Source organism: Pseudomonadota bacterium (assembly GCA_027620075.1).
Classification (GTDB): Bacteria; Pseudomonadota; Alphaproteobacteria; order Rickettsiales; family UBA6187; genus 1-14-0-20-39-49.
This window is the reverse complement of record JAQCEY010000002.1, coordinates 287,028-312,587: the sequence shown is the minus strand read 5'-3', so window position 1 is coordinate 312,587 and position 25,560 is coordinate 287,028. Positions and strand designations below refer to the sequence as shown.

19 protein-coding genes are annotated in these 25,560 nt (G+C 38.7%); 11 read left to right on the top strand and 8 right to left on the bottom strand.

Going from position 1 to position 25,560, the window contains the following annotated elements; genetic code table 11:
* Nucleotides 1-3: 3 nt before the first annotated feature.
* The 3 genes from crcB to O2942_04525 are packed head-to-tail and all read right to left on the bottom strand — an operon-like array spanning nt 4 to nt 3,089.
* Nucleotides 4-378, bottom strand: a complete 375-nt coding sequence (gene crcB, locus O2942_04535; GenBank protein ID MDA0781517.1) for a fluoride efflux transporter CrcB — start codon at nt 376-378, stop codon at nt 4-6.
* On the bottom strand, nt 375-1,673 hold the full coding sequence (locus O2942_04530) for a replication-associated recombination protein A (GenBank protein ID MDA0781516.1): 1,299 nt from the start codon (nt 1,671-1,673) through the stop codon (nt 375-377). The genes crcB and O2942_04530 overlap by 4 nt, the downstream gene beginning before the upstream one ends.
* Nucleotides 1,674-3,089: a Do family serine endopeptidase gene (locus tag O2942_04525; GenBank protein ID MDA0781515.1), complete on the bottom strand. Its 1,416-nt coding sequence runs from the start codon at nt 3,087-3,089 to the stop codon at nt 1,674-1,676.
* Nucleotides 3,090-3,306: 217 nt separating this feature from the next.
* Here O2942_04525 and O2942_04520 point away from each other — a divergent pair, with 217 nt between their 5' ends.
* The 6 genes from O2942_04520 to O2942_04495 are packed head-to-tail and all read left to right on the top strand — an operon-like array spanning nt 3,307 to nt 8,846.
* Nucleotides 3,307-4,293, top strand: a complete 987-nt coding sequence (locus O2942_04520; protein ID MDA0781514.1) for a lytic murein transglycosylase — start codon at nt 3,307-3,309, stop codon at nt 4,291-4,293.
* 13 nt (nt 4,294-4,306) lie between these two features.
* Complete coding sequence (locus O2942_04515; protein ID MDA0781513.1) at nt 4,307-5,545, top strand: septal ring lytic transglycosylase RlpA family protein; 1,239 nt, start codon at nt 4,307-4,309, stop codon at nt 5,543-5,545.
* A 28-nt stretch (nt 5,546-5,573) separates the two neighbouring features.
* Nucleotides 5,574-6,701, top strand: a complete 1,128-nt coding sequence (locus tag O2942_04510; protein MDA0781512.1) for a D-alanyl-D-alanine carboxypeptidase — start codon at nt 5,574-5,576, stop codon at nt 6,699-6,701.
* Between the two features lie 12 nt (nt 6,702-6,713).
* Nucleotides 6,714-7,727: a DUF3179 domain-containing protein gene (locus O2942_04505; protein ID MDA0781511.1), complete on the top strand. Its 1,014-nt coding sequence runs from the start codon at nt 6,714-6,716 to the stop codon at nt 7,725-7,727.
* A 53-nt stretch (nt 7,728-7,780) separates the two neighbouring features.
* Nucleotides 7,781-8,317, top strand: a complete 537-nt coding sequence (locus O2942_04500; protein ID MDA0781510.1) for a disulfide bond formation protein B — start codon at nt 7,781-7,783, stop codon at nt 8,315-8,317.
* The gene (locus O2942_04495) at nt 8,301-8,846 is read left to right on the top strand and encodes a demethoxyubiquinone hydroxylase family protein (protein MDA0781509.1); all 546 of its coding nucleotides are present in this window, start codon (nt 8,301-8,303) and stop codon (nt 8,844-8,846) included. Before O2942_04500 ends, O2942_04495 begins: the two co-directional genes overlap by 17 nt.
* A gap of 20 nt (nt 8,847-8,866) precedes the next feature.
* Here the strand turns inward: O2942_04495 and O2942_04490 are convergent, their stop codons facing one another.
* Nucleotides 8,867-11,956: an AsmA-like C-terminal domain-containing protein gene (locus tag O2942_04490; GenBank protein MDA0781508.1), complete on the bottom strand. Its 3,090-nt coding sequence runs from the start codon at nt 11,954-11,956 to the stop codon at nt 8,867-8,869.
* Between the two features lie 160 nt (nt 11,957-12,116).
* On the opposite strand from O2942_04490, the gene bcp reads away from it, so the two are divergent.
* Nucleotides 12,117-12,590: a thioredoxin-dependent thiol peroxidase gene (gene bcp / locus O2942_04485; GenBank protein ID MDA0781507.1), complete on the top strand. Its 474-nt coding sequence runs from the start codon at nt 12,117-12,119 to the stop codon at nt 12,588-12,590.
* Nucleotides 12,591-12,753: 163 nt separating this feature from the next.
* Nucleotides 12,754-14,535 carry a hypothetical protein gene (locus O2942_04480; protein ID MDA0781506.1) on the top strand — a complete coding sequence of 594 codons (1,782 nt, stop codon included), beginning with the start codon at nt 12,754-12,756 and terminating at the stop codon, nt 14,533-14,535.
* 129 nt (nt 14,536-14,664) lie between these two features.
* On the opposite strand, the gene O2942_04475 is transcribed toward O2942_04480, so the two are convergent.
* Nucleotides 14,665-16,860, bottom strand: coding sequence for a TonB-dependent receptor (locus O2942_04475; protein ID MDA0781505.1), 2,196 nt, complete (start codon nt 16,858-16,860; stop codon nt 14,665-14,667).
* A gap of 155 nt (nt 16,861-17,015) precedes the next feature.
* Between O2942_04475 and O2942_04470 the strand changes: the two genes are divergently transcribed.
* From O2942_04470 to O2942_04460, 3 genes are read left to right on the top strand one after another with little or no spacing between them, the layout of a single operon-like run.
* On the top strand, nt 17,016-17,684 hold the full coding sequence (locus O2942_04470) for an energy transducer TonB (protein ID MDA0781504.1): 669 nt from the start codon (nt 17,016-17,018) through the stop codon (nt 17,682-17,684).
* 6 nt (nt 17,685-17,690) lie between these two features.
* The gene (locus tag O2942_04465; protein ID MDA0781503.1) at nt 17,691-18,224 is read left to right on the top strand and encodes a MotA/TolQ/ExbB proton channel family protein; all 534 of its coding nucleotides are present in this window, start codon (nt 17,691-17,693) and stop codon (nt 18,222-18,224) included.
* 2 nt (nt 18,225-18,226) lie between these two features.
* The gene (locus tag O2942_04460; protein ID MDA0781502.1) at nt 18,227-18,649 is read left to right on the top strand and encodes a biopolymer transporter ExbD; all 423 of its coding nucleotides are present in this window, start codon (nt 18,227-18,229) and stop codon (nt 18,647-18,649) included.
* A gap of 348 nt (nt 18,650-18,997) precedes the next feature.
* On the opposite strand, the gene O2942_04455 is transcribed toward O2942_04460, so the two are convergent.
* The 3 genes from O2942_04455 to O2942_04445 all read right to left on the bottom strand — a co-directional run bounded on the left by O2942_04455 (nt 18,998) and on the right by O2942_04445 (nt 25,507).
* On the bottom strand, nt 18,998-20,995 hold the full coding sequence (locus O2942_04455; protein MDA0781501.1) for a TMEM43 family protein: 1,998 nt from the start codon (nt 20,993-20,995) through the stop codon (nt 18,998-19,000).
* A gap of 115 nt (nt 20,996-21,110) precedes the next feature.
* On the bottom strand, nt 21,111-23,711 hold the full coding sequence (clpB, locus tag O2942_04450) for an ATP-dependent chaperone ClpB (GenBank protein ID MDA0781500.1): 2,601 nt from the start codon (nt 23,709-23,711) through the stop codon (nt 21,111-21,113).
* 293 nt (nt 23,712-24,004) lie between these two features.
* Nucleotides 24,005-25,507: a hypothetical protein gene (locus O2942_04445; protein ID MDA0781499.1), complete on the bottom strand. Its 1,503-nt coding sequence runs from the start codon at nt 25,505-25,507 to the stop codon at nt 24,005-24,007.
* Between the last annotated feature and the right edge of the window lie 53 nt (nt 25,508-25,560).

The window sequence follows — 25,560 nt, the reverse complement described above, 5'->3', positions numbered from 1 at the left end:
ATTTTAAAGTATATTTCTGGTTATTTGTAATCCAATAAAGAGTGCCATTATAGAGACAATAACAGATAAAGCTATATAAATAAAAGCATGTGATATATTTCCTCTTTGTATGAGTGTAACCGCATCAAGCGAGAACGCTGAAAATGTTGTAAATCCTCCTAGCAAGCCTACTGTTAGAAACGCCCTCATCTCATTGCTATGCGGAAGTGTTTTGACCAGATATCCGATAATAAGCCCCATTGCTAATGAGCCGATGACGTTTACAGCCAGTGTTCCCGCCGGAAAACCGAATTTAAAAACAGAGTTGAAATAATTTGATGTAAAATACCTTAAAACCGAGCCAATCGCTCCGCCAATTGCTATGTATATGGGAATCATTGTCGACTCTCCCGAATTTTTTTCCAATATTCTATACGCTTTTTAATATCACGTTCAAAGCCTCGTTCAACGGGGTGGTAATATTCTTCCCGTTTCATTTCTTCGGGGAAATAATCCTGTCCTGAAAATCCTTCGGGGGTGTCATGGTCATAAATGTAACCCTCCTTGTAACCGAGTTCTTTCATAAGCTTGGTAGGAGCGTTCATTATATATTTAGGGGGAGGCAGCGAGCCGTTATTTTTTGCAGATGCGGTTGATAATTTATATGCCGTATATGCCGCATTTGATTTTGGAGCGGTGGCAAGATAGATAACTGCCTGTGCTACGGCAAGCTCTCCTTCGGGTGAGCCTAAAAACATATAGGCATCTTTTGCCGCATTAGCCTGAACAACTGCGTTAGGGTCTGCAAGTCCTATATCCTCAACTGCGAACCTTACCAGCCTTCTGCATATATATATCGGGTCTTCACCACCGTCGAGCATTCTGTTGAACCAATAAAGTGAAGCGTCAACATCAGACCCCCTGAGTGATTTATGCAATGCACTTATTAAATTATAGTGGCTATCCTGATTCTTGTCATAAATAGGAAAACGTTTTTGCAATATTTTTGTTAGCTGCTGGGTGTCTATTTCCTGACTATGTTCCATATTAAATAAGTCTTCGCACATACCGAGCAGATATCTTCCGTCACCATCGGATATACGGCAAATGGTTTCTAAGGCGTTTTCAGTAAGCGGAAGTTTTTTGTTAAAATGATTTTCTGCTCTTTTTACAATTTCTTTTAAGCTATTGTTATCTAGCTGCTTTAAGACTAGAACTTTACATCTTGATAAAAGTGCCGAATTTATTTCAAAGGACGGATTCTCCGTTGTCGCTCCGACAAGAGTAACAGTGCCGTCTTCAACATATGGCAAGAATAAATCCTGTTGTCCTCTGTTGAAGCGGTGTATCTCGTCCACCATAAGTAATGTGTTAGTGCCGTTTTGTTTTCGTATTTGGGCGGACTGAAATATTTTTTTCAGGTCGGCAGCCCCATTGGTAACGGCGGATATAATTTCAAAGTGGTAGCCGATTTCGGTTGCTAATAATCTTGCGATAGTGGTTTTTCCACAACCCGGAGTTCCCCAAAAAATCAGGCTGGGCAGATTCCTGTTCTTTAAGAATCTTGTTAGGCTGCCTTCGCTACCAAGCAAATGTTCTTGCCCTACAACCTCCTCCAGTTTTTTTGGACGAAGCAGTTCTGCCAGAGGTTTTGACGTGTTTTGTTTAATATCATTTTCAAATAAGGACTTCATTTACCTGACATTCCAAATGATATTTAAAAGCCTGTTGCCTCTTTGTACCGTAATCGACCATGTAGCAAAATTACTATTTAATAACTCCTCAAGCTGCTTGGTGGTGCTTATCTCTTTGTTATTAACGGTTTTGATAATATCGTTTTTGTTAATACCGATCCTTGATGCCACACCTTTATCAATATTGGTGATTATTACTCCTTCTGCCAGAAACTTCAGACCAAGTTCATCAGCTACAGCTGGTGAAAGATTCATGACCGTAGTGCCTGAAAGAGGGTTGTTGCCTTTGAATATTCTTGTGTCACGCTTAGGTTTCTCAGGTGGCTGTTCCATTTCTATTCTGGAGGACTTTAAATTTCCGTTTCGTACGAAATGAATACTTGCTGTTGCTCCTATATTGTATGTGGCAACTCTGAAATGCAAGGCGTGTTCATCAAGTATTTCATGTTCGTCAATGCCTACTATTACATCTCCGACCTTTAAACCTGCTCTAGATGCAGGACTATCGGGGTGAACGGCTGATAATATCCCACCAACCGGCCTTTCAAGCCCTATTGAGTTGGCTATTTCCTGTGTAACTGCCTGAATGCCGATTCCAAGCCAAGGGCGTACAACCCTTTCACCTTTTGTGCGTATAACGGTTTTAACCATATTAGACGGTATGGCAAAGCCTATTCCGTTTGAAGCCCCTGTTTTGGAAAATATGGCTGTGTTCAATCCTGCCAGCTTGCCTTCCATGTTAATCAATGCACCGCCTGAATTTCCGGGGTTTATTGCCGCATCGGTCTGAATAAAAAACTGGTAGTCGGATATGCCGATAGTAGTTCTGGCAACTGCCGAGACTATTCCGCTTGTGACAGTCTGCCCTACGCCGAAAGGGTTTCCTATAGCTACTACTATGTCTCCAACCTCTAAGTCGTCAGAATCCATGAGTTCCAGATAAGGAAGGTCTTTGTCGGTATCAATTTTTAATAACGCAAGGTCTGTACGTTCATCTTTTAATAGTACTTTTGCATTGAATTCACGCCTGTCTGATAATACCACTCTTATGTCGGTACTGTCAGAAATTACGTGGTGGTTGGTTATTATAAGTCCGCCTTTACTTACTATTACGCCTGAGCCTAAAGAGCTTTCAATACGCTCGGTTACAGAGCCTCCCGAAAAATTATTGCCGAAGAAATGCTGGAATATAGGGTCATTGAAGAATGGAGATATACCACGCTTAACTGTAACTTTCTTCTTTGTATATATGTTCACAACGGCAGGTGATGCTGTTTTTACAAGCGGAGCATATGATAATATCACCTCTTCTTTTGAAGATGGTGCTTTTTTTTCTGCCGCATGTGCATTGCCGTGCCAAGATAATATTAGTAACAAACTAATTATAACACTCAATAAAGCAAAAGAAATTCTCATTTTTATATACTCCTAAAATGGATATCTATATAATATATAGACAATTTAATTGCAGATTCAACTGTTGCAATCGGTAATCTTGCGTGTATATAATATTTAGTAGGAAATCGGGGTGTGATAGGTTAAATTACGGTTGCATTAACGAGTTATTTTTTGCTATCTTGTTAGGGCAAATAAACTAGGTATAATAGGTTTTGGGTATTCGATGATATTTTCTATTTTAAAAAGAATTACTTTTGTAGTGATATTGCTACTTTCTAATATTGCTTTTGCAAATGAAAAGGAAGAGGTGGTTTATGACGAGAAGCTTTTTCACGGTTGGATAGTTGATTTTGTAGAGGAGGCGAAGCAAAAAGGTATCAGTGAGCAAACTATCTATAAGTTCATGAAAGATGTTAAATTTGTTCCAAGGGCTATAGAACTGGATAGAACGCAGCCATATAAAACAAAAACCTTTGAAGAATATTTGCAGACGGTAGTGCCTGATTTTAGGGTACAGCGTGCTAAGGCTATGTTAAAAGAAAACGAAAAAATACTAAACGAAGTTAGCAAAAAATATGGTGTCCAGCCAAGATTTATAGTTGCACTATGGGCAGTAGAGAGCGATTTCGGTAGAAATATGGGCGGTTTTACAATAGTTAACACCCTTGCTACTTTAGCCTTTGAAGGAAGAAGGGTGGAGTTTTTCAAGAAAGAACTGCTCGATGCTCTGAAAATTATTGATGAAGGTCACATCGCTTTTGAAGATATGAAAGGCTCATGGGCGGGTGCTATGGGACAAACGCAGTTTATGCCGTCAAGCTTTCTTGAGCTTGCCGTTGACCATAATAATGACGGTAAGCGTGATATCTGGGGGACTAAAGAAGATGTTTTTGCGTCAATTGCCAACTATCTTTCTAAAAGAGGCTGGAATGATGATATTACATGGGGGCGTGAAGTAAAGTTGCCTAAGAATTTTGATGAAAAATTAATCGGCAGGGATATTGAGAAGGGATTGTCTGACTGGCAAAAATTAGGGGTAAGAAAAGCAGATGGCGGTAGCTTGCCTCAAAGATCCGATATTAAAGCTTCTATAATAAAGCCTGAAGATGAGAAAAAGCGTGCTTTTTTGGTTTATTCAAACTATAAAACCGTGTTAAAGTGGAATCGTTCGTTGTATTTTGCAACGGCTGTCGGTATGCTATCTGACGGGATCATTAATTAGGAGAGGTTGTCTCATGTTGTTCAATAAAAAAATATTATCAACATTAATTGCTTCAATCTTGCTGGTATCATGTGCCGTATCAAAAAAAACTCCTCCAAAAGTAAGCTATGACGATCATAAAGGATATTACAAAGTCGGTAATCCTTACCAGATAGACGGTACGTGGTATTATCCGAAGGAACAGCCGGATTATGATGAGACGGGTATATCGTCGTGGTATGGTGACGAATTTCACGGAAAACCAACCGCTAACGGTGATACGTTCGATAAAAACTCCTTAACTGCCGCACATAATACTTTGCCGTTGCCGAGTATGGTAAGGGTAACTAATCTTGAAAATAACAAGACGATAATTTTGATGGTAAATGACAGAGGACCTTTTGCTAAAGGGCGGGTTATTGATGTTTCTGAAAGAGCCGCCGATATTCTGGGCTTCAGGGAAAAGGGAATAGCGAAGGTAAGAGTTCAGTTCTTAAAAGGACAGACAAACAGATTGCTTTCAGGAATAAAAAAGTCGCCATCTTCTAAAACTCCATTAGAGGAGGAGCAAAGTAGATTTTCATCTTTGTTCAAATCGTCCGAATCTAAATCTCCCTATGCTATCGATGATGAAGAATATGAAATGAAGGAAGAAAAAAATACGCCGTTTTCTCTTTCGGTGGATAAAAATTCGATATTAGAACCGGTTAAGAAGCTTTCTAATATGTTGACAAAAAGTCCTGCCGTGACTGCGTCATCGGGGGATTTGCCAGAAATACAGATAAATGATTCTAAGCCGTCAGAAGAAGATTATAAGCTGTCGGAAAATAATAGAAATGTTGCCGAAAAAGAACTTGATGTTATAGAAGAAGATGTAGACATAGAGGCGGTAGGGACATGGCAGGGCGATGTAGATGATAGCGAAATTGAAGGGACTATCGAAAGTGTAACAAAGCAGCTTTTGAAGTTGGAACCTGATTACAAAGAGCCTATGATGCATGATGATAATGTAAGGAAGCTCCCTGAAACCGAACAGCATTTTGTTCAGGCGGGTACTTATAGCGATGTTGCGAATGCATACAGGATAGAAAAACGGCTTATGCCTTTGGGAGATGTAATAGTTGCTCCAGTTTCAATAGCCGGAAGAAAGCTTTATAGGGTAAGGCTTGGACCGATGCCAAGTGAGAAGGTTGCTAAACTGGCTTTACAAAAAGTAGTTAACCTCGGTCACCCTGATGCGATGATAGTTAAAGAGCTTCCGTCAATTCAATAATAATTTAAATATCAGAAAGGTCTTTGTTTTGAAAAAACTGATTGCTAGAGCTTATTTTATATTACTTATCTTAATACCTTTTTCCGCAAGTGCGTTTGATACTAAGGCGAAGTATGCAGCACTGATGGATTATGATACCGGAGATGTGTTGTATCAGAAAAATGCCGATGAAAAAATGGTACCTTCGTCAATGACAAAGGTGATGACTGCATACATCGTGTTTGAGCGTTTAAAGAGCGGCATATTAAAACTTGATGATGAATTTACCGTCAGTGAAGAGGCATGGAAAAAGGGCGGCTCGAAGATGTTCCTAAGACATACGGAAAGAGTGACCGTAGAAGAATTGCTTAACGGGATAATAGTACAGTCGGGTAACGATGCCTGTATTACCGTTGCAGAAGGTATTTCCTCGTCGGAGGAATCTTTTGCGGAGTTGATGAACGAGACTGCTAAAAGAATAGGTTTAACAAACAGCCGTTTTGTAAATTCAACGGGCTGGCCTGATGAAGGGCATTATATGTCGGCTAAGGATCTGACTATTCTTGCACGCCGTATAATCAAGGATTTTCCGGAATATTACCATTATTTTGCTAAGGCGGAGTATAAATATAGCAATATAAAGCAAGCCAACAGGAACTCTTTATTATTTAGGGATATCGGTGTTGACGGTTTAAAAACCGGTCATACCGACGATGGTGGTTACGGCATAGTTATTTCAGGTGAAAAGGACGGTCGCCGTGTGTTGGCTGTGGTAAACGGTCTGGATAGTGAATTTAACAGAACCGATGAAGCTGAAAGATTGTTAAATTATGGTTTCCGTAACTTTGCTATGAAAACTTTATTCAAAAAAGGGCAGGTGGTTGATAATGCACAGGTGTGGCAAGGAAAGACAAATGAAGTAAGCATTGCAATCCAAGATGATATAGAGCTGTTGATACCGAAGCTTTCTTCAAATGATATACAAGTAGGTGTAGAGTATGAAGGTCCGGTTGCCAGCCCTATAAAAAAAGGCGATAAAATAGGCAGCTTGTTTATACAGATACCGAATATGGAAAGAAAAAGGTATCCGCTTGTTGCGTCTGAAGATGTTAAACAGGCAGGTAGTTTTAATCGTTTTATAACAAATATTAAAACATTGTTGGAGTCCCAATCATAAGGGCGGTGAGATGTGAGTAAATTTAATATAGTCATAGTTGTTATATTTAGTTTGTTTGCATCTAATGCATTTGCTGAAAACTCGGAAGAAGTCAGCGATAAGCTATACAAAAAATACCTAAAAGAATGGTCTAAAACCGATTTTACGAAATCATCTATAGATTATAGCCGCATAATAGAAGGCGGGCCTAAAAAGGACGGGATACCTTCTATAGATAATCCGATTTTTAAAACGGTTGATGAGATAGATAATATTCGTAGATACGAGCCGGTTATCACCGTTTATCTGAACGGTGAGGCAAGGGCTTATCCGCTCAGAATACTTTTATGGCATGAGATAATTAACGATAAGATAGGGAACACCCCTATTGCGGTTACATATTGTCCGCTGTGTAATTCATCTATTGTGTTTGAAAGGCTTATAGACGGTGAAGAAGTTGAGTTTGGAAGTACGGGTAAATTATATAAGTCCAACAGGTTAATGTATGACAGGAAAACCGAAAGCTGGTGGCAGCAATATACGGGTGATGCCGTTGTGGGGGATATGATTGGCAGGGAGCTAAATAAAGTTATCTCCAAGGTCGAGTCTTTTCATATGTACAGGCTAAGGCAGCCTAACGGCAAGGTTTTGGTTCCAAATGATATTATAAGAAGTTACGGTGCAAGTCCTTATCCTGACTATGATAGTGCAACCATTCCTTATTTATATGACGGCGAATATAAGGGAGAGATAGCTCCGATGGAATATGTGGTTGTTGTAGGTGATGAAGCATGGCCTTTAAAAACGGTTAGAAGAATGAAGCAAATAGAACATAACGATATAGTTCTTTTTTGGAGGCCGTTACAAAACTCCGTTCTGGACAATTTTAATATATCATTATCCCGTGATATAGGTAATGTTTCGGTGATAAAGAAAGTTGAGGAAGGGTTATTTAAGGATACTAATTATGTAGTAACGTTTGCCTTTGTTTTTGACGCATTTCACCCCAACGGCGTAATGCACCATAGTTTTGATAGTAAGCCTTAATATTTCCCAATAAATTTGTTGTGTAAACATGTTTTTTTGTGCAATATAATAATATGCGTATTAACATAACATTATTCCTCTTTATATTTAGTATATTAGCATTATCAGGTGCTTATACGTCGCAGTATGTGTTCGGTATGGAGCCTTGTATATTGTGTTTATACCAAAGGATACCGTACTTTGTAATTATCCTGCTAAGCGGGATAGCAATATTCTTGAAAAAATTCCAGACATTAAGAATAATGTTGATATTCATATGCTCGCTTGCGTTAATAGCAGGTGGAGCTACGGCTTTTTTTCACGTTGGTGTGGAGCAGGGGAAATTTTCACTTACAGATGGCTGCGTAGTCGGAGAAGATGAAGTGCCTTCAACTTTAGAGGAAATGACTACACAGATAATGGGCAAGCCTAATGTTCCGTGTGATAAACCGCAGTTTGTATTTTTGGGCTTATCAATGGCTGGGTGGAATTTTATGTTTTCCGCTTCTATCGGTTTTATAACGCTGATAATGTCGGTTAGAATGTATAAAGAAATAAGATTGATGAACAAGTCCGATTCCTACAGAAAAACACATGGCAAAAAAGAATAGATTACCCGGTGATATAAAAGATGAACAATTTGTTCATGAGGTTATAAGAGTAGACCATGCCGGTGAGTATGGTGCTAAGATGATATATGCCGGTCAGATGGCAGTCCTGAAAAAGTCCGCTTCGTATGAAACCATAAAGCATATGGCACGGCAGGAAGAAGAGCATCTGCAATATTTTGAGAATGAAATATCCAATCGCAGGGTAAGACCTACGGTTATGATGCCCGTGTGGCATGTGGGTGCTTTTGCCTTAGGTGCGGCTACGGCACTTATGGGAGAAAAAGCAGCTATGGCATGCACCGAAGCGGTGGAAGACGTTATAGAGAAGCATTATCAGGAGCAGCTTGATAATCTGTCTGATGATGAAGCCGAATTAAAGAAAAAAATCAAAAAGTTCCGTGATGAAGAAATTGAACATAGGGACTTAGGGATAGCAAATCATGCAAAAGAAGCTCCGGCATATCCCTTGCTAAGAGGAGCTGTTTCTTTTATGACCAAAACCGCAATAGCCATATCTAAAAAAGTCTGATAGTTTCTACCATTTGCACGTTAAAATATATCAAATATATTCCTCAAAAAGCCCGGAGTTAATATAGTCAAAGGATTTACCGTTATCTTAACGTCTTCATACGGCCCTTTAACCCTGTACTTGGTGGCTATAACTCCTTCGTTCTTTTTTCCTACTAATAGATTGCCCAGCAACGGAATGTCCCCTAAAACTTTATTAACTTCATATGCCGGAACTATAGCACCACTTAAATCAATATGACCGGAATTCATGTCAATAGTTCCCTCCGAAGTAATTCCGATAGAAGAACCTGCCGTTTTGGCATCATGCAGGGTTATCACTCCTCTTGAAATATGGAACGGAGCCGCAAAACGCTCAAACCGGATACCGTTATTATTTAGAAGGTCGGATATTCCTTTTAAAGAAGCTAATGTAAGAAGTTTGCCTAAAATAGGCGTTTTTATAGCCGTAAAATCATGTATCTGAACCAGACCGTTTGCAACTAAACCGTTTTTACTCTTAGAAAATGTCGATTCGACAGTTAAACGCCCGCCCTCAATATGCTTTGAAACGCCAAAAGCATTAATCACCGAACCTGCATTGTCCGTTTCAAGCATAAATGAATAACTTTTCCCTACAGGCTTTACACTCAAAACGACAAATGAATCACGTGCCGCTTTTGCATAAGCATTTATAGAAGAACATAATTCGGAAGAGCAATCCATATCTAACGTTAACTTTGATAAAGACTCGCTATTCTTCATAAAAACCTTGTCAACGGCAGCCTTAAACGAAAATGCATTATTTTCGTCCGTCTTGTCGTCTTTAAAGTACTCACCGAATGAAACCGAACTTAAATCCAGTGTTTTTCCGTTAAGTTGTACTACATGAGCATTATTTTCAAGCTTGTAGCTTAATGAATAATCATTATTTTTATATGAGGCACTTTTTATCTCTAAACTATTCAGCTTTGCATTGTTTATTTTCAGACTGCCGTTTATTGCAAAATCATCACCGGAAAGAACAAAGTTTTTAACCTCTGTTTCGTTTATACTCCCTTCCTTGTAATTATTTAATGCAAAAACCAGCTTTGACTTCTTGTTAACTTCTTTAAAAAAATCAGCTTTGGGAATAGATATCTCGGATTCGGCTAGGTCGGCAGTTCCATTTGCATAAGTTGTCCCGTCTCTTTCACGCATTTTTACTTCTAAGAACAGTTCGTTCTTTATAAATTCCGGTATGTCGGCAATATCGAGCTTCTTAAGTTTCTCAGGAGTAAATTTACCTGAAATAGTATAGTCAGCCTGATTATTAACCGTTATATCCCTGTTGTAAGATACCTTTGCAACGCCTTTCAAAATGCCGAATGTACCGTCTACATTAAGTAGATTATCCTTTAATGTTAAATCAAAGGAAGAATCCGTTACATCATGCCCGTTTATAAAGGCGGGAAGTTTTACGTCCGAAAATTTTGAGTTAATTTCAATATCAAACCGGTCGTAACTTAAGCTGTTAGTTATAGGAAAAGATATACCGACATTACCGCTTAAAGTGCCGGTTGCATGATATATACTATCTAAATGCTTTGTAAGCCTGTGTTTTTTTAAGGCAGGTTTAAGAAAAGCTATGGAATCCCGTACATAAGCGTTAAACTCGCCGGTTATTTTAACAGGAGAGTTTTTTTCGTACATATCCTCAATAATTACAACCGCATTATTAACCAAGGAATCCCGTATCTTTGCACTCTTTACATTTACTTTCATCTCTTTTCCGGTAAAACTTACAGTGCCGGAAATATCATCTATGTGCGGATATGGTTCCATGTACGTGACTTTACCGTTTTCCACTTCTATCAAGGCATCAATTGCATTTTCGGCCATGCGAGGTATAGGACCGACTTTGCCGCTTCGGTTCCATTCGTACATGCGGTTAAAATATTCGGGCGTAAAATTAAAACTACCCGTTGCTTTGGCAACCTCAGCTCCTGTAATATTATCGACAACCCAACCTCTAACCTCCTCTCCCAATAATATGGGCCAGTATTTATGCAAATTATTAACTTTAAAATCTTTGACCGTAACATCTGCCTTAATTAACGGTGCAAAATCAGGGGAGGGAAGTAAATTTGCGAATTTGCCCGATATCAAAACTATGGAGTCGTCAATTTTTGCGTCAAACTTATCCAGTGTTAACATTGAAAAACCATCGTAAAAACTACCCTTAGCTTTCGCTCCTAAAATTTTAAATTTCTCAGCAAAAGCTTTTAAAAGCTCAACTTCACCCGTAACGCTACCGATATCAAATTCGGTTTGAATCATTTCCCCTTCTTCGGATATCAAAAAATTTACATTACCCGATGAGATTAAATTTACGTTTTTCAATATATCATTATCAGGGAACAGATCGGATAAAATATAACTTGGCAAATCCTTAAATTTTAACTGGTTATCATACACACCCTCTTTATAGGAAATTTCAGCTCCCAGATATGTCATTTCCTTCCCGAAATTCAGATTCAGTTCGGATATTACCTTACTTTTTTTATCAATTCTTATATATCCGTCTTTAGCATGCCAGACAAAATCGCTAAAACCGTTACTAATAAACAAATCTGCGTTTTTAAGGCGTATGCTGTTTACAGGAAAACTATACTCCCCTTTTTTTAAAGACTCTACTACATCATTAAAAGCCGAATTTGCTTCAACATCATCTTTTTCTTTGCTATCAAAATATAAAGATTTTTTTGTGGTATCTAAATAAAAACTCGGATTTATCAGGGTTATATCAGACGACACCAAATTGCCTCTCAAAAGGTTCAGCAAGCTGAAATCAAATGCTATTTTGGGGAATCTTGCAACGGGTATATTGGATTTACGGTTTAATACCGAAATGCCGCTTGCTTCAATAACTATCGCCTTTTCTTCCTTATCCCACTTTATGAAGCTCTCCTCTATAGTAACATTTATATTCTTGCTTAGTGAACTTAATTCACGTTCAATAGACGGAGTTATCGAAGACAGGGAGCGTGGACCGGTTAGAATCCATGCAAACAAAGATGCACAACCAAGTATAAATAATATACTAAGTATCAATACCAATTTTGTAGAAAATTTAAGACTTCGTATAATCACTGTTATTTGCTAATTTTGAATAAAATCTATATTTATCGAACAATCCTAAATCTATAAAAGATTGTACATTAAAAAAAACTATTTTACACAGGTAAATAATGAGTGTATCAAAATTTAAGTATGTATAAAGTATATATTAAAAATAAGGAAGAGGATTTTTATGAACACGGCAGGACAAGGCGAAAAAGCACCTGATTTTACATTAAAATCGGATAAATTTGATGAAGTAACTTTATCAAAACAAAAGAACAAAAATATCGTGCTGTATTTTTACCCGAAAGATAACACTCCCGGCTGTACGCAGCAGGCAATTGACTTTACGGAGAAGTTGGAAGAATTCTCTAAAAATGATACGATTATTTTCGGTGTTTCAAAAGATGACCCGCAAACACACGAACACTTCAAGAGCATGAAATCGCTTAAAATAACACTTCTTTCGGACGAAAATCTTGATGTAATCCCTAAATACGGATCATGGATAGAAAAAAACATGTACGGAAAGAAATATATGGGAATCGACCGTTCAACTTTTCTGATAGACAAGGAAGGGATAGTAAGACAAGTGTGGAGAAAGGTTAAAGTAAAAGGTCATGTAGAAGAAGTGCTGGAAGAAGTAAAAAAAATTAATGGTTAAACGTTCTTTAAATCAGGTTTAGCACAGGTTAGCTTTGTATTTTTTCAAAATCGATACAAGAAAGGTTTTATTTTGCATAATATCTCTCATTTTTTTATGTGCATTAGAGGTAGAAAAAAATGCATCTTATTTTACCCTGCATAAAGAAGAGGCAGAAAAATTATTGAGCGAACAATGTCCAAGCGATATTGAAGCTGAAAATAAAGTATGCCAAGCTGCTGAAGAGGGGCTAAAAAAGCTAAAAGAATCCGAAGAAAAGCAAGCCATAATCAAAGAGGTATTTGAACAGCCTGTCGAAGAAAGTCCGCCTGATACGGAAGAAGAATCATTATCATTTGATGATTATAGAAAATTATTCAAAAAATTCCCTAACAGACTAGAAGAAGTTATGGATAATAAGTGTGGTGAACTATTTTCCAATCCGCAATATGATGAGGATACATCGCTACATGATATCGAATGTGAAGCGGCAAAAGAAGAGTTGGAAGAAATAGAACAATCAAAAAATAATCAAAAAATAATCGACGGCAACATTGAAAAGAATCTTGAATACTTTAAAAGAAATATAATAGAAGCCAAGAAAACCGACACCGACTGTCAGACGCAAAAAATAGATCCGACTATATGCCGGTATGCGTCCGTTGCGTTAAAAGAACACGAAGAAATTAAAGAAAAAAAAATATCCCTTGAAGAGTTCTACAGGGGAAACATTCTAGCTGCCAGAGATACCGTAACAAAATGTCAGGAAAAAATTGAAACAGATAGCACTAAATGTGAAACGGCATTTAAAATATATAACGAAACCGTCAGTAAAAACAGAAATCAAGTTGAATTTGAAAGGCACTTGAATTATTTCAGAAGCAATCTTGCCGAGGCTCAAAAATTATTAAAAACAAAATGCAAAGAGTTTTCTCCAAAAAACAGTGCAAGTATTTTTATAGAAAATGATGAGTGTCAGGCTGTTCAGGCTGCCATAAATGAGCAGAAAATCAAAAATGATAAAATCGAATTATTAAAACTATTAAGTAAATACAAAGAACAATTCATTCAAAATATTACCGATACAAATTCATTTAATTCAAAAAAATACCAGTCCCTTACCGACTATTTTTCAAAAGAACATAAATTAGCCGAAGATTTTATGGTAAGCTGCATAGAAAATAAAACAAGAGCCAAAGTTTCAGCCTTAGACTGCCTCGCAGCCTTAAATGTTATTGCCGAGTTGTTGGAATCGGCACAAAGACTTGAAGAAGAACGAGAAAAAGCCAAAAAAGAATATAAAAATTATTACAGGAAATACTTTGCAGAAAATCCCGATAAGGCGCAAGACCTTCTTGCCGGAAGGTGTAAACTTGTTTTTGCAAATCAATGGTATGAATATGATGAAAATATCAAAGACGAAGAATGTGAAGCCGCAAGGGCAGAACAAAAAAGGTTAAATAGAATAAAAAAAGAACAGGAACTTGAAAAACTAAACGCTTTAAAAAAGAATGAAAGCTATTACCTTGATAACATTGAAATGACTCAAGGCATAAAAGAAAAATGCGTCAAAGGAATTGTGCATAGCCTTCATGATTGTGAAATGTCTTTAAAAGTGCTTGAAAAAATATCTGAAGACAAAAAACAGATAGAAAATTATAAGCAGCATTACAAAAGTAATATTTTAGAAGCAAAATATAAACTAAAATGGTGTAAATCAAACATGATTAAGTTAGATACGCATTGTCAGGTAGTATCGGATATACTTGCTAATCACACCGATAAGATATTAGATGAAGCAAAATATAAAGAAAAATTAGATTTTTTCGAACAAAACCCCTTAGAGGCGAATATAATATATATAGGCAAATGCAAAGAATTAATCGAAAATAACTGGTACTTCCTTGATATTAATATGCAAACAGAGGAATGTAACGCAGCTTACGAGGTTATAAAGGAATATTAATAAATCCATGCTAATTACAGTAAATTAAATTCAAATTTACTGTAATTCACGATAAACACCAATATGTTAAAAAACACAGGCCCTATTATTGCTAATAGAGCCTGTAAACAAAATGAAAAAAAGTAATTTTTAGAATTTAAGTTTTAAACCGGCAAGTAAAGTACGAGGGGCTCCCGGTCTTGCTCCGGCAGGGCGTCGAGCCGCAACATATTCCTCGTCAGTTACGTTATGAAGCGTAGCAAACACACGGGTGTTCTTATAAACCTCATATTCACCTGCTATATCAAGTATTATATGCTCATCAGTACCCGATCCTGACGGAATAGAGCCGCTTCCGGCAACCGTTCTCATCTCGTCAACATATTTAGCAGATGCGTTCAAAGCCCATTTTTCAGCCTCAACTCCTGCCGAAATATAAACCTGATGTTCAGGAACATACGGCAACTCGTCGCCATCTGTTACGCTACCCCATTCATCAAAGGCACTATCGAAGCTGCTTCCAAATTCAGCTTTTGTATATGTATAGCCGATTCCGACCGGGAATTTATATTTTGAATCGTCAAGTAATGCTGAAAAGTCATATTCCAGACCTATCTCAACGCCGTAAACATCTACCTGACCGCCGTTGAATTGCTCTCCTGTACCTGTGCCGCCACCACCTGATAACGTTTCTTCACCAAGCAGGTTGTCATAGTCATTATAAAATGCAACAGCTTCTGTTTTGAATGCATTTTCAGTAAAGCGGACTCCAAACTCGTAGTTTATGCTTTCCTCGGGGTCTTGTGATGTGTTAGTAGATGGTCCCGGAGGAGCAAAACCTTTATGTACTCCACCAAATACGCTTGTTGCATCATTTATCTGGTAGGCAATTCCGATTCCCGGAACAACAACATCAAGGTCGTTTTCATGAACCTGACCGTTTGCCCTGTTTTCACGTTTGAGTTCAATATGTTCATAACGGATACCGGGAACTATAGTCCAGTTTTCATATTTTATCTCATCTTCAATAAATAAAGCCGTAGCATGGGCTGAACCGACACGGTTTGCGTTGCTACCCGGAGCTCCTGCTGAAGTTAAGCTCATAACGCCGCCGGTGATGCTATATAAATCCTGATGCTGGAAGCGGTCTTCCTCATCATAGTGGTAACGAATACCGAATTCTATATCGTGACTTGTTTTTCCATAATCAAACTGGTGACCCACGTTAGTTTGTATTCCTTGCGAAACATAATCACGGTTATTAGCACGTACGGCAAGGTTATTATTAGCATCGCCCGCAAGGTCTGTCTGTCCTTTTAATGCTGCAAGATATGCGGCACTATCAATAGCATCTGCCGTACCAAGCGTTGCACCGCCGATTTCTACACTTTGCAGTTTATACCAGTTACGTGCAAATTGGTTTCTATATGCCGTGGTGGTTATATCCCAGTTATCGGTAGGCTCGATATAGTGTCTTATCTGGAATTGCTGGTGGTCTGCGTCCATATTATCAACTTGTGATGCTGCGTATCTTCTGAACGGGTCAGCATCAAAATCAGCTTGTGAAAGACCTAAGTAAGTTTCGTCAGAATCTTCTTCCGTAGCTCCGACCTTAAACTCGATATGTTGGTATATTTCGGCGTTAGGGTCGCTGGTTACCCTAAACTTAGCCATAACGTCCTGAATCGAAAATCCCGTGTCACCGCCAACTGCGTCAATTGATTTGAAGCCGTCGGTAGCTTCATGACCTAAGTCTATAACATATCCGAATCTACCGTGTGTGTTACCGTAATTTAGTTGCGCTCTTTGTGTATTATCATCACCATATGCAAGTAATGCCTTTCCCTCTGATTGGGCAGGAATCGAACTTGATACTAAATTTACCGCACCTGATGTTGTTCTAGGACCGAATTTGATAGTACTTGAGCCTTTACGAACCTCAACGGCTTCCATTCTGTCAACTCTTGGAAAATAATAAGCCGCCGGTGCAGAATATGGGGCAGGGGCGATTAGTACGCCGTCTTCCATCAAAGTAATATCGGCACTACGCTCCGAACGTCCGCCTCTGATTCCGATATTAGGTCTGTTTCCGTACCCTTCTTCTTCCTGAATAGTTACACCCGGAACCTGTCTTAATACTCGGTTTATATCATTATAATTATATTTATCTAATTCTTCTTCTCCCACATAGTGGGCAGAACCTGTAATTTCCGCTACCTTATCCTGACCGCCTATAACCATAACCCTTTCAAGCTCTTTAGTCGTATTTGCCAAGGCACTTGTAGTCATAACAGTCATCAATGAGGTTGATGCTAAAAATGTTTTTAGTGAAATTTTATTTGCCATTTTAATTTCCTTTGTTTTTTTTGCAAGTGATTCTCAAGTTCATAAACTCCGAAAAAATATATGTCAATAAGAATCATTATTAATTGCAATAAAAAATAAAAACTGTTATAAATCCGCCATAAGGGTTTATAATATAAAAAATATTATCAAAAAACATGTCCGTATTGTTAAATAACAGTGGAAAATTCTGCCGGATAGGTACTGCTACAGGTGCTTCATTAACGCTCCATGTTGTTGTACTGGCTGCATTTTTGTATTTTGTAAAACAAACGGAGTTTTATGATAACGGCATTAGTGCTATTGAAAGATCTTCTGTAGTCCTGAATTTTACAAAACCTAAACCTGCATTTGAAAAAACGCCGTTAAAAAAGATAGTTAAGTCTGAAAAGCAGGTTGCGGTATTAAAAGAAGCCGAGATTGCCAAGCCACTGCCGAACGCCTCCTTGTTTGAAGAGCCTATAGCCCGTGAAGAAGTGAAAGATAAGTATATTGAGGAATCGGTTGAAGAAAAAACCGATTATCCTATAAAAGACGTTGCAAATAACAGTTTTATTAAAGATGCTTCATTTAAAGGTGTAAGGGTTTCTCCCAAATACCCGAAAAGAGCTTTAATGTTGGGTTTAGAAGGAAAGGTTGTTATAAAGGCTCTTATTGATATTGACGGTGTAATAAAAGATGTGGAGTTGTTTGAGTCGTCGGGATATAGAATTTTAGATGAAGCCGTTATGCAAGTTGCATGGAAGTGGAAGTTTGAACCGTCATATGTGAATAACGTGCCTACCAGACAGTGGGTTAAGGCTCCGTACGAATTTGTTTTAAAGTAGAAAAAAATGGATAAATTACAATATATAGGCTTTCTTGGCATTCCGATAATGATACTATCCTTAATAGGGTTGGCGATAATATTTGAACGTATAATCTTTTATTTAAAATTACCGCCTGTTGACAAGTGTAGGGTTTTCCATGAAATAAAACATATCTTAGAAGAAAATTCTCGGCAACCAAAGAGCATACGGGACGAGCTTGCGACTTTTTTATTAACGCAGGCAAAAAAGCCTTATGATTTCGGTATCAAGATATTAAGGGTAATTGCCGTTGTTAGCCCTATGCTGGGGCTGCTTGGAACTGTGCTTGGAATTATCGAGTCTTTCAAAAAAATAGCGACACATGAAGGGCCTGTATATCCTGCTTTAATTGCAGAGGGTCTTTGGACTGCTATGTTAACGACCGCAGCGGGTTTAATCGTTGCATTGCCTTGTTTATTTGCCGCATTTATCTTTGCAAGAATGAGGGAAACAAGAATATCGGCATATGAAACCGAGTTAAACAGGCTTTCGTTAAAACTTGAAGGCGTGAAGATTTAAATATGATTGATGTAAATTCAGGCTCCGAACGCAAAGGAATAATGTCAGATTTGATACCCGACCTTACACCTCTTCTTGATGTAATGTTCATGCTTATCATTTTTCTGGTGCTGACTACCAATACAATGCAACAGGTTTTTGATGTAACTCTTCCGGAGGACAAAGAGGACGCTTTAAAGGTGTTGACTGAAGAAGATACAATAAAAATCACCATTTTTGCAGAAGAAAAAATGTGGGCAATAAATGAACAAAAATTCGAAGATTTTGAGTTATTCAAAAAATCCCTTATTGATGCTTACGGTAACTCACCGGAAAAGAAGGTGGTTGTGTACGGAGATAAAAACGCTACGATTGACCGTCTTATGAGCCTTCTTACATTCTTACGTTCAAAAGGTATCCAAACCGCTGATATTGTTATGGAATAGTAGCTTGCGACTTTTGCATAAAGTTCAAATCTTAGTCCCTTCTCCCTTTGGGAGAAGGTTAGGAAGAGGGAGGGGTGTTTCAACAAACGCAGTAGCTTAAGACCTCTGCATAATGCAAATAAAGCTCGTCATTACCCGAATTGCCAAAGGCAATTATAGGGTAATCTCATGAGATCGCCCTATAATTTGTTTCACAAATTCAGGCGATGACGTATTATGCAGAGGTCTTAGCTTGTAATTAAAGTATATGTTGAAAAAATCCCTCACCCCAACCCTCTCCCAAAGGAGGAGGGAGTTTTGCATTATATCCTCGGATATTACGGTCAGACCATAGTATGGTGAGTATGGCTATTTTTTCTCATCATTGCTTTCGGTATCAGTGTCAGGCTCTTCGTCAATATATGCGTCGTAATCAATTTCTATATCTTCGTCCGTGTCTATTTCCATTTCTGCATTCGGATCAAAGTTATCAGGGATATTACCGGCATCTATTTCAAATGATACTTCATCTTCTTCCACAAGATTTTCCTCGGCGTTACCGCTTGGGTTTTTATTTAAAAATTCCCTCGGATTGGGTAAGTCGGGAACTTCTTCCGCATTTTCAGCTTCGGCAGTGCCACCTTCATTGAATTCTTCTTCAAAATCTTCAATGATAATATCGTCATATTCTTGTTTATCTTCGGATAACGGTTCAAACTCTAGCGGGCTATCATCTTCGGTTTCAGGCAATACATCAAGTCCCTCTTCTATAATATCAATTGCTTCAGGTACTTCGTTATCATCAGGTTCGGGTGCTTTAGATGAAGGTTCAAATTCCAATGAATTTTTTTTCGGCACTTCTTCTTCGAAGTCATCTTCGTCTATAATCTCAATCCCTTCAGGTTCGTTATCATCTTCTTGTTCGTCTTCAGATAGCGACTCGAACTCTAAGGAATCGTTATCGTCTGTTTCAGGCAATTCATCAAGCTCTTCTTCTATAATTTCGATTCCTTCCGAGGTTTCGTTATCGTCTTCTGTCTCGTATTCTTCAGGTGAAGATTCAAATTCCGATGAATCCGCTCTGGGTGATTCTTCTTCAAAGTCATCACCGCCTATAATCTCTATCCCTTCCGGCACTTCGTTATCGTCATCGTCGTCTTCGTAAGGCATATCTATGTTTTCGGGAATGTCGTCGCTAAAGTTGTCATAAGTCTCTTCGGCGGCGGCAAGAGAAGGGGGCATAGCATTTTCGTTGCCGGTATCTTCGGGTTCGTAACCATACCCGTCTTCCTGCATTTCAATATCTTCTAAAACTTCATCATCAATGTTATCGGAATTAAATCCGTCATCAATTGCCGCAGTTTTATTTTCAGTAGAAGCCGGAATGCTATCCGTATTCTGTTGAGGTTGATTGTCGGATACCGCTTCTTTACCGTCAGCCACTTGTTCTTTAGCCGCTTTTGAAGAATTTTTCTTGCCGAGCACTATTGTTAATACGAATAAAACGAATGAAATACCGCCAATAACTCTAAGTATAAGAGGCATAATGCCGCCACCGACAGAATCAACGCCTTTTAGCATTGTTTCTAAGCTAACGTTGCCTCTGGCTACCTTCTCTATCGTAGCTCCTCCATCGCTATATGCACTTAAATTACCGCCTGTTTGTTTGGCAAGAACCGAATATGTAGCTGCTTCTGCCACTTCAAACCTAACTCTAATATCACCTATTAAAGGGTTATTTTGGTCATGCCCCCAAAAATACATACCCTCATGTAACTTAAATGCTGCCTGACCATGCTGATTTAATTTTGAAAAATTTTCCTGATTTAATTCTAACGGAGTGTAATTAACAACTTTCTCAACTATGGATTCGGAAAGACCGAAAGTTCCCAAATCTACTTTTTCAACCTTCCACGACTCTGATAAAAAAGACATTTCCGGCGGATTAACCTTGTCACTGGCATCTTCTGATAAAGCAACTATCTCGCTTTTCCATTCCTTAGCATACTCGCCGTTAGACTCAACCCATTGGTACATCTCTACAATTCTTTTTAGCCCCACTCCCTCATACCCTATAAGGAACATAGGATCTTCAAGTGCTTTTGAAGACAGCTTACCTGTTACATGAACTAGCTTACCGTTATTATCGTTATTTTTTTCATCAGCGGTTATTGAGGCAACTCCGCCGTCCGAAGAAAGAAAGAAACTTACACCGATTAAACCTACGCCAAGAAAAAGTAACATCATCTTGAACAGGTTCTTAATACCCGACCCTTTATTTTTCTCGGCTTTATCCATTTGCCAGCCACCTTTTGTAGGCTGTCCGCTTGATACTTTCGTTTTACTTTTCGGCTGTTTACGTAACATATGCTCAAATTTTTTTATAGTTAGCAAAATAACTTATTTAAGTTAATCTATAAATTATACAAGTTCAATTGTAAATATTTCGTAAACAAATGACAAAAAATGTATATTTTTTTAATTAAGCGGCTTTTGCACCGTTTTTATCGGGACAAATAAAATAAAGCTCATTATTTTTTACCGTAACTTTAATCAAATCTCCGTTTTTTACCGAACCGTCTAAAATCATATTAGCAAGTTTATTCTGAATTTCCTGCTGAATAACACGTTTTAAAGGTCTTGCACCATACATAGGGTCATATCCTTTGTCAGCCAGCCGTTTTTTAGCGTTGTTATCAAGCTCTATATTGATATTCCTTTGTTCTAGCAAGCCTGATAAAATTCGCATTTGAACTTCTACAATAGAATCCATATGTTTTCTTGACAAGCGGTGGAATAATATTATTTCGTCCAAACGATTCAAAAATTCAGGTCTGAAAGCACTTCTTACGACTTCCATTACTTCATTACGAACTTTAGACGTATCTTCCACGTCTTTTTGTTCAGCCAGAATATGCGAGCCTAAGTTTGATGTAAGTATAATAATGGTGTTTTTAAAGTCCACAACACGCCCCTGACCGTCCGTTAAACGCCCGTCATCAAGCACTTGCAGCAATATATTAAATACATCTGGGTGTGCTTTTTCCACCTCATCAAACAAAATCACCTGATATGGTCTGCGACGCACGGATTCGGTTAATTTACCGCCTTCTTCATAGCCTACATATCCCGGAGGCGCACCGATAAGGCGTGCTACGGAGTGTTTTTCCATATATTCGGACATATCGACACGGAGTAGGGCGTTTTTGTCGTCAAAAAGAAATTGTGCCAGTGTTTTTGTAAGTTCTGTCTTGCCGACTCCTGTAGGCCCTAAGAACAAGAAAGAACCAAGCGGCCTGTTCCTATCTTGTAAACCTGCACGAGAGCGGCGTACCGACTCACTAACGGCTTTTACCGCATCAGCCTGTCCTATAACATGCTCACCGAGCCTTTCTTCCATTTTAAGCAGCTTATCTCTCTCACCCTCTAGCATCTTATCAACCGGAATACCTGTCCAGCGTGATACTATAGCGGCAATATCCTCTTCGGTAACAGCCTCTTTTACAGTGCTTTTACTATTATTTTGTTCGGCTACGACAAGCTTTTTCTCTAAATCGGGAATAATACCGTAAGTAAGCTCTCCGGCACGCTGTAAATCTGAACCTCGTTGTGCTATTTCAAGTTCGGAACGGGCAGCGTCCAACTCCTCTTTAATTTTATGGATACTTTGTACCTTCATTTTTTCAGCCTGCCACTTACTGTTAAGGTCGGAGGCTTTTTCCTCTAATTCTGATAGTTCGGACTCAAGCTTTTCAAGCCTGTCTTTTGAAGCTTTATCCTTTTCTTTCTTTAAGGCTGACTGTTCAATCTTTAATTGGATTATCTTTCTGTCTAATTCATCTATTTCTTCAGGCTTGCTATCTACCTCCATACGCAGGCGGCTTGCAGCCTCATCAATAAGGTCAATGGCTTTATCGGGTAAAAACCTGTCTGTTATGTAGCGGCTTGATAAAGTAGCGGCAGCCACTAATGCCCCGTCAGAAATCCTGATACCGTGATGCAGTTCATATTTTTCCTTAATTCCACGTAATATAGAAATTGTATCCTGTTCTGTCGGCTCGGACACAAATACAGACTGAAAACGCCTTGCAAGGGCAGCGTCCTTTTCAATGTATTTTCTATATTCGGCAAGCGTAGTTGCTCCTACGCAATGCAATTCACCTCTGGCAAGGGCGGGTTTTAGCAAGTTAGAAGCGTCCATAGAGCCTTCAGAGGCTCCCGCTCCAACAAGGGTATGCAGTTCGTCAATAAATAATATTATATTACCCGCATGCGATTTTATTTCGTTCAAAACAGATTTTAAACGCTCCTCAAATTCTCCACGGAATTTTGCACCTGCAATCAATGCACCTAAATCTAAAGCCATTAATCTTGAGTTCTTCATATTTTCAGGCACATCACCTGCAACCATACGCTGTGCCAGTACTTCTAATATAGCGGTTTTGCCAACACCCGGCTCACCTATCAGGACGGGGTTGTTCTTGGTACGTCTGGATATAACCTGAATGGTACGGCGTATTTCCTCATCACGCCCTATAACGGGGTCAAGCTTGCCTTTTTCCGCAAGCTCGGTCATATCGGTAGCGTATTTCTTTAAAGCGTCAAAGCTATCCTCGGCGGTCTGTGAATCGGCGGTACGACCTTTTCTTATTATATCAATGGCAGCTTGAAGTTTTTGTGCAGTTACGCCGTTAGAATTTAGTATTTCGTAAACGTCTGAGCCTTTTACCGTTGCGGCAGCCTGTAGCAATCTTTCAAGCGTAACGAACTGATCTCCTGATTTTTTAGCAAGCTTTTGAGCTTCTTCAAAAATACGAGCCAGCTCGGGAGCCATAAAAAGCTGTCCCGAACCGCTTCCCGATATTTTTGGCATTTTTTCAATAGAGGTTTCTATCTGTGCCTCAATATCACGGGGGTCAGAATCACAAGAAACTATTAACTGACCTGCAAGACCGCTTTCATCTTCAATAAGTGCCTTTAAAAGATGTTCGGGAGTAAATTTTTGATGATTTGCTGCAAGTGCGGAGCTTTGTGCCGCCTGAACAACTGCTTTGGAACGCTCGGTGAATTTATTAAAGTCCATTTTTGTACCCCATTATATTGTCACCCTGAATTTATTTCAGGGTCTTTTTAAAGTTATAATATAACTATGATTTGTCACCCCGTTTTTATAACGGGGTCCGGTGCGGTTTTGCAAGCATTTCCAGACCCCGTCATACGACTGGGTGACAAATAACATAACAAAAGTTTCATCGTTTTCTTTTCACTAGAAAATAATTTAGTCGCCATACTTGCTACCCTCTCCCAAGGGGAGAGGGTAGCAAGTATTGCCTTATTTATATATGGGCATCAAAATTATATTTGCAAGAAGATTAATTAAAAAGCAGCAGCGGCGACTTTCTCTAAAATTTCAGGTAATTTTTCTTCATTAGCTTCAATAAACGGCTTTAATATCTTCGCAAGTGGAGAATATTTTTCATCGCCTTTTTTGCGCCCGTCATAGATAATTCTGTCCTCATAGCCGGAAATCCATAATGCATTAGGATTTCTTTTTGCTATTACCAAGTCACCCTGCATATCAAAATACGGAGTACGGTGCATTTTAAATACAACAAGACCATCGCCTATCAACTCATCAACAAAAGCCTTCACAACTTCAGGAAGCTCTATTCCTAACGCTTTAAAATCAGGCTTATCAATAACTGACACAACCTCCATCTTGCCGGTTTCGGTGGACATCGCAAAGCGTGATTTCTCAATCCCTGACAATCCCATTTGTGACATGCTGTGTATTTTCCACGACTTTTCAACCGGAACGGCAAAAGCCTTATGCCCTTCAATCTCACGGCATTGGAAGTAATAGTGGTTATTAATACCGATACGTTTCAACTGCTTTTGAAGGAGATTTAAAGTTTCGGCATCATCATTGACGCTATCGATAATAGGAGTCTGGTTCTCAAGTGTAATGAAATAACGGCTGCGTAAGTTCTTAATCGCTTTTTCAGTTACCTCAATACGCTTAAAATTACCCTCGTCATCTTCAATATGGTTTCCGTTCTCATCTAGTTCCAATAACTCGTCAGGGTGTGTAAAATGTACCATGAAGGCAAGCCCGACACGCGGGTGTAACTCATGGAACAAATCAATCATGTCAAAGAAGTTCTCGTCAAAACGCTGAGGGAAAAACGCCAGCTCTTTAGTACCGATACGAATCATACGCACACCGGCATTAGCAAGACCATGCATATAGTCAAAAAGATTCTTGTTAGACAGCACCATAGGGTCACCACCCGATAATAAAGCTTCCCTGATAGGTATAATCCTGTCCTTCAAAGGAACATCAGGCTTGTTATGTTCTTTTGCTTTTGCGTTATGCCCCTTAATGTAATCGGTAATTTCTTGAATTGAGCCGATATCTTTTTCAGTCCTACCGACTAAAAAGTCAGAACGGTAGCAATATCTACACCATGAACTACATGCCCTGACAACATACAAAAGCACTAATTCATATTTGTGAAGAAGTCCGGGTACAGGGCTGTATTTTAACTGATTTGAAGGATCGCTTTCACCTGAAAGATCTTTAGTTTCTTCAGGGCGTGCCTTTATTAAATTACGTATAGACGGGCTTCTGGACGCTAAATCCATATACCATGCCGTAGCACGTGGAGGTAATCTGTCTTCTACGCCTGCATTTTTTAATTCTGTTATCTCATCGGCGGAATAAAATTTATTTTTCTGGTTCTGATACATTCCGTGCGAAATATACCTGTTAAAACGGCTTTCTTTAATAGAACCTATAACATTCGATAGACCTGCCCTTATCTCTCTCTTCTTCTTCGGGCGAGTTCCTGCTACACGTTTCTTTTTTTCAGATACCATAACTTTTTATTTCCTGTAATAAGTTGCAAAAATATCTTTAGTTTACTATCAAT

Bases quoted from the DNA above. Each gene is read 5' to 3' on its own strand.
- crcB (MDA0781517.1), bottom strand. From the start codon at position 378: ATGATTCCCATATACATAGCAATTGGCGGAGCGATTGGCTCGGTTTTA.
- O2942_04530 (MDA0781516.1), bottom strand. From the start codon at position 1,673: ATGAAGTCCTTATTTGAAAATGATATTAAACAAAACACGTCAAAACCT.
- O2942_04525 (MDA0781515.1), bottom strand. From the start codon at position 3,089: ATGAGAATTTCTTTTGCTTTATTGAGTGTTATAATTAGTTTGTTACTA.
- O2942_04515 (MDA0781513.1), top strand. From the start codon at position 4,307: ATGTTGTTCAATAAAAAAATATTATCAACATTAATTGCTTCAATCTTG.
- O2942_04500 (MDA0781510.1), top strand. From the start codon at position 7,781: ATGCGTATTAACATAACATTATTCCTCTTTATATTTAGTATATTAGCA.
- O2942_04495 (MDA0781509.1), top strand. From the start codon at position 8,301: ATGGCAAAAAAGAATAGATTACCCGGTGATATAAAAGATGAACAATTT.
- bcp (MDA0781507.1), top strand. From the start codon at position 12,117: ATGAACACGGCAGGACAAGGCGAAAAAGCACCTGATTTTACATTAAAA.
- O2942_04475 (MDA0781505.1), bottom strand. From the start codon at position 16,860: ATGGCAAATAAAATTTCACTAAAAACATTTTTAGCATCAACCTCATTG.
- O2942_04470 (MDA0781504.1), top strand. From the start codon at position 17,016: ATGTCCGTATTGTTAAATAACAGTGGAAAATTCTGCCGGATAGGTACT.
- O2942_04465 (MDA0781503.1), top strand. From the start codon at position 17,691: ATGGATAAATTACAATATATAGGCTTTCTTGGCATTCCGATAATGATA.
- O2942_04460 (MDA0781502.1), top strand. From the start codon at position 18,227: ATGATTGATGTAAATTCAGGCTCCGAACGCAAAGGAATAATGTCAGAT.
- O2942_04455 (MDA0781501.1), bottom strand. From the start codon at position 20,995: ATGTTACGTAAACAGCCGAAAAGTAAAACGAAAGTATCAAGCGGACAG.
- clpB (MDA0781500.1), bottom strand. From the start codon at position 23,711: ATGGACTTTAATAAATTCACCGAGCGTTCCAAAGCAGTTGTTCAGGCG.
- O2942_04445 (MDA0781499.1), bottom strand. From the start codon at position 25,507: ATGGTATCTGAAAAAAAGAAACGTGTAGCAGGAACTCGCCCGAAGAAG.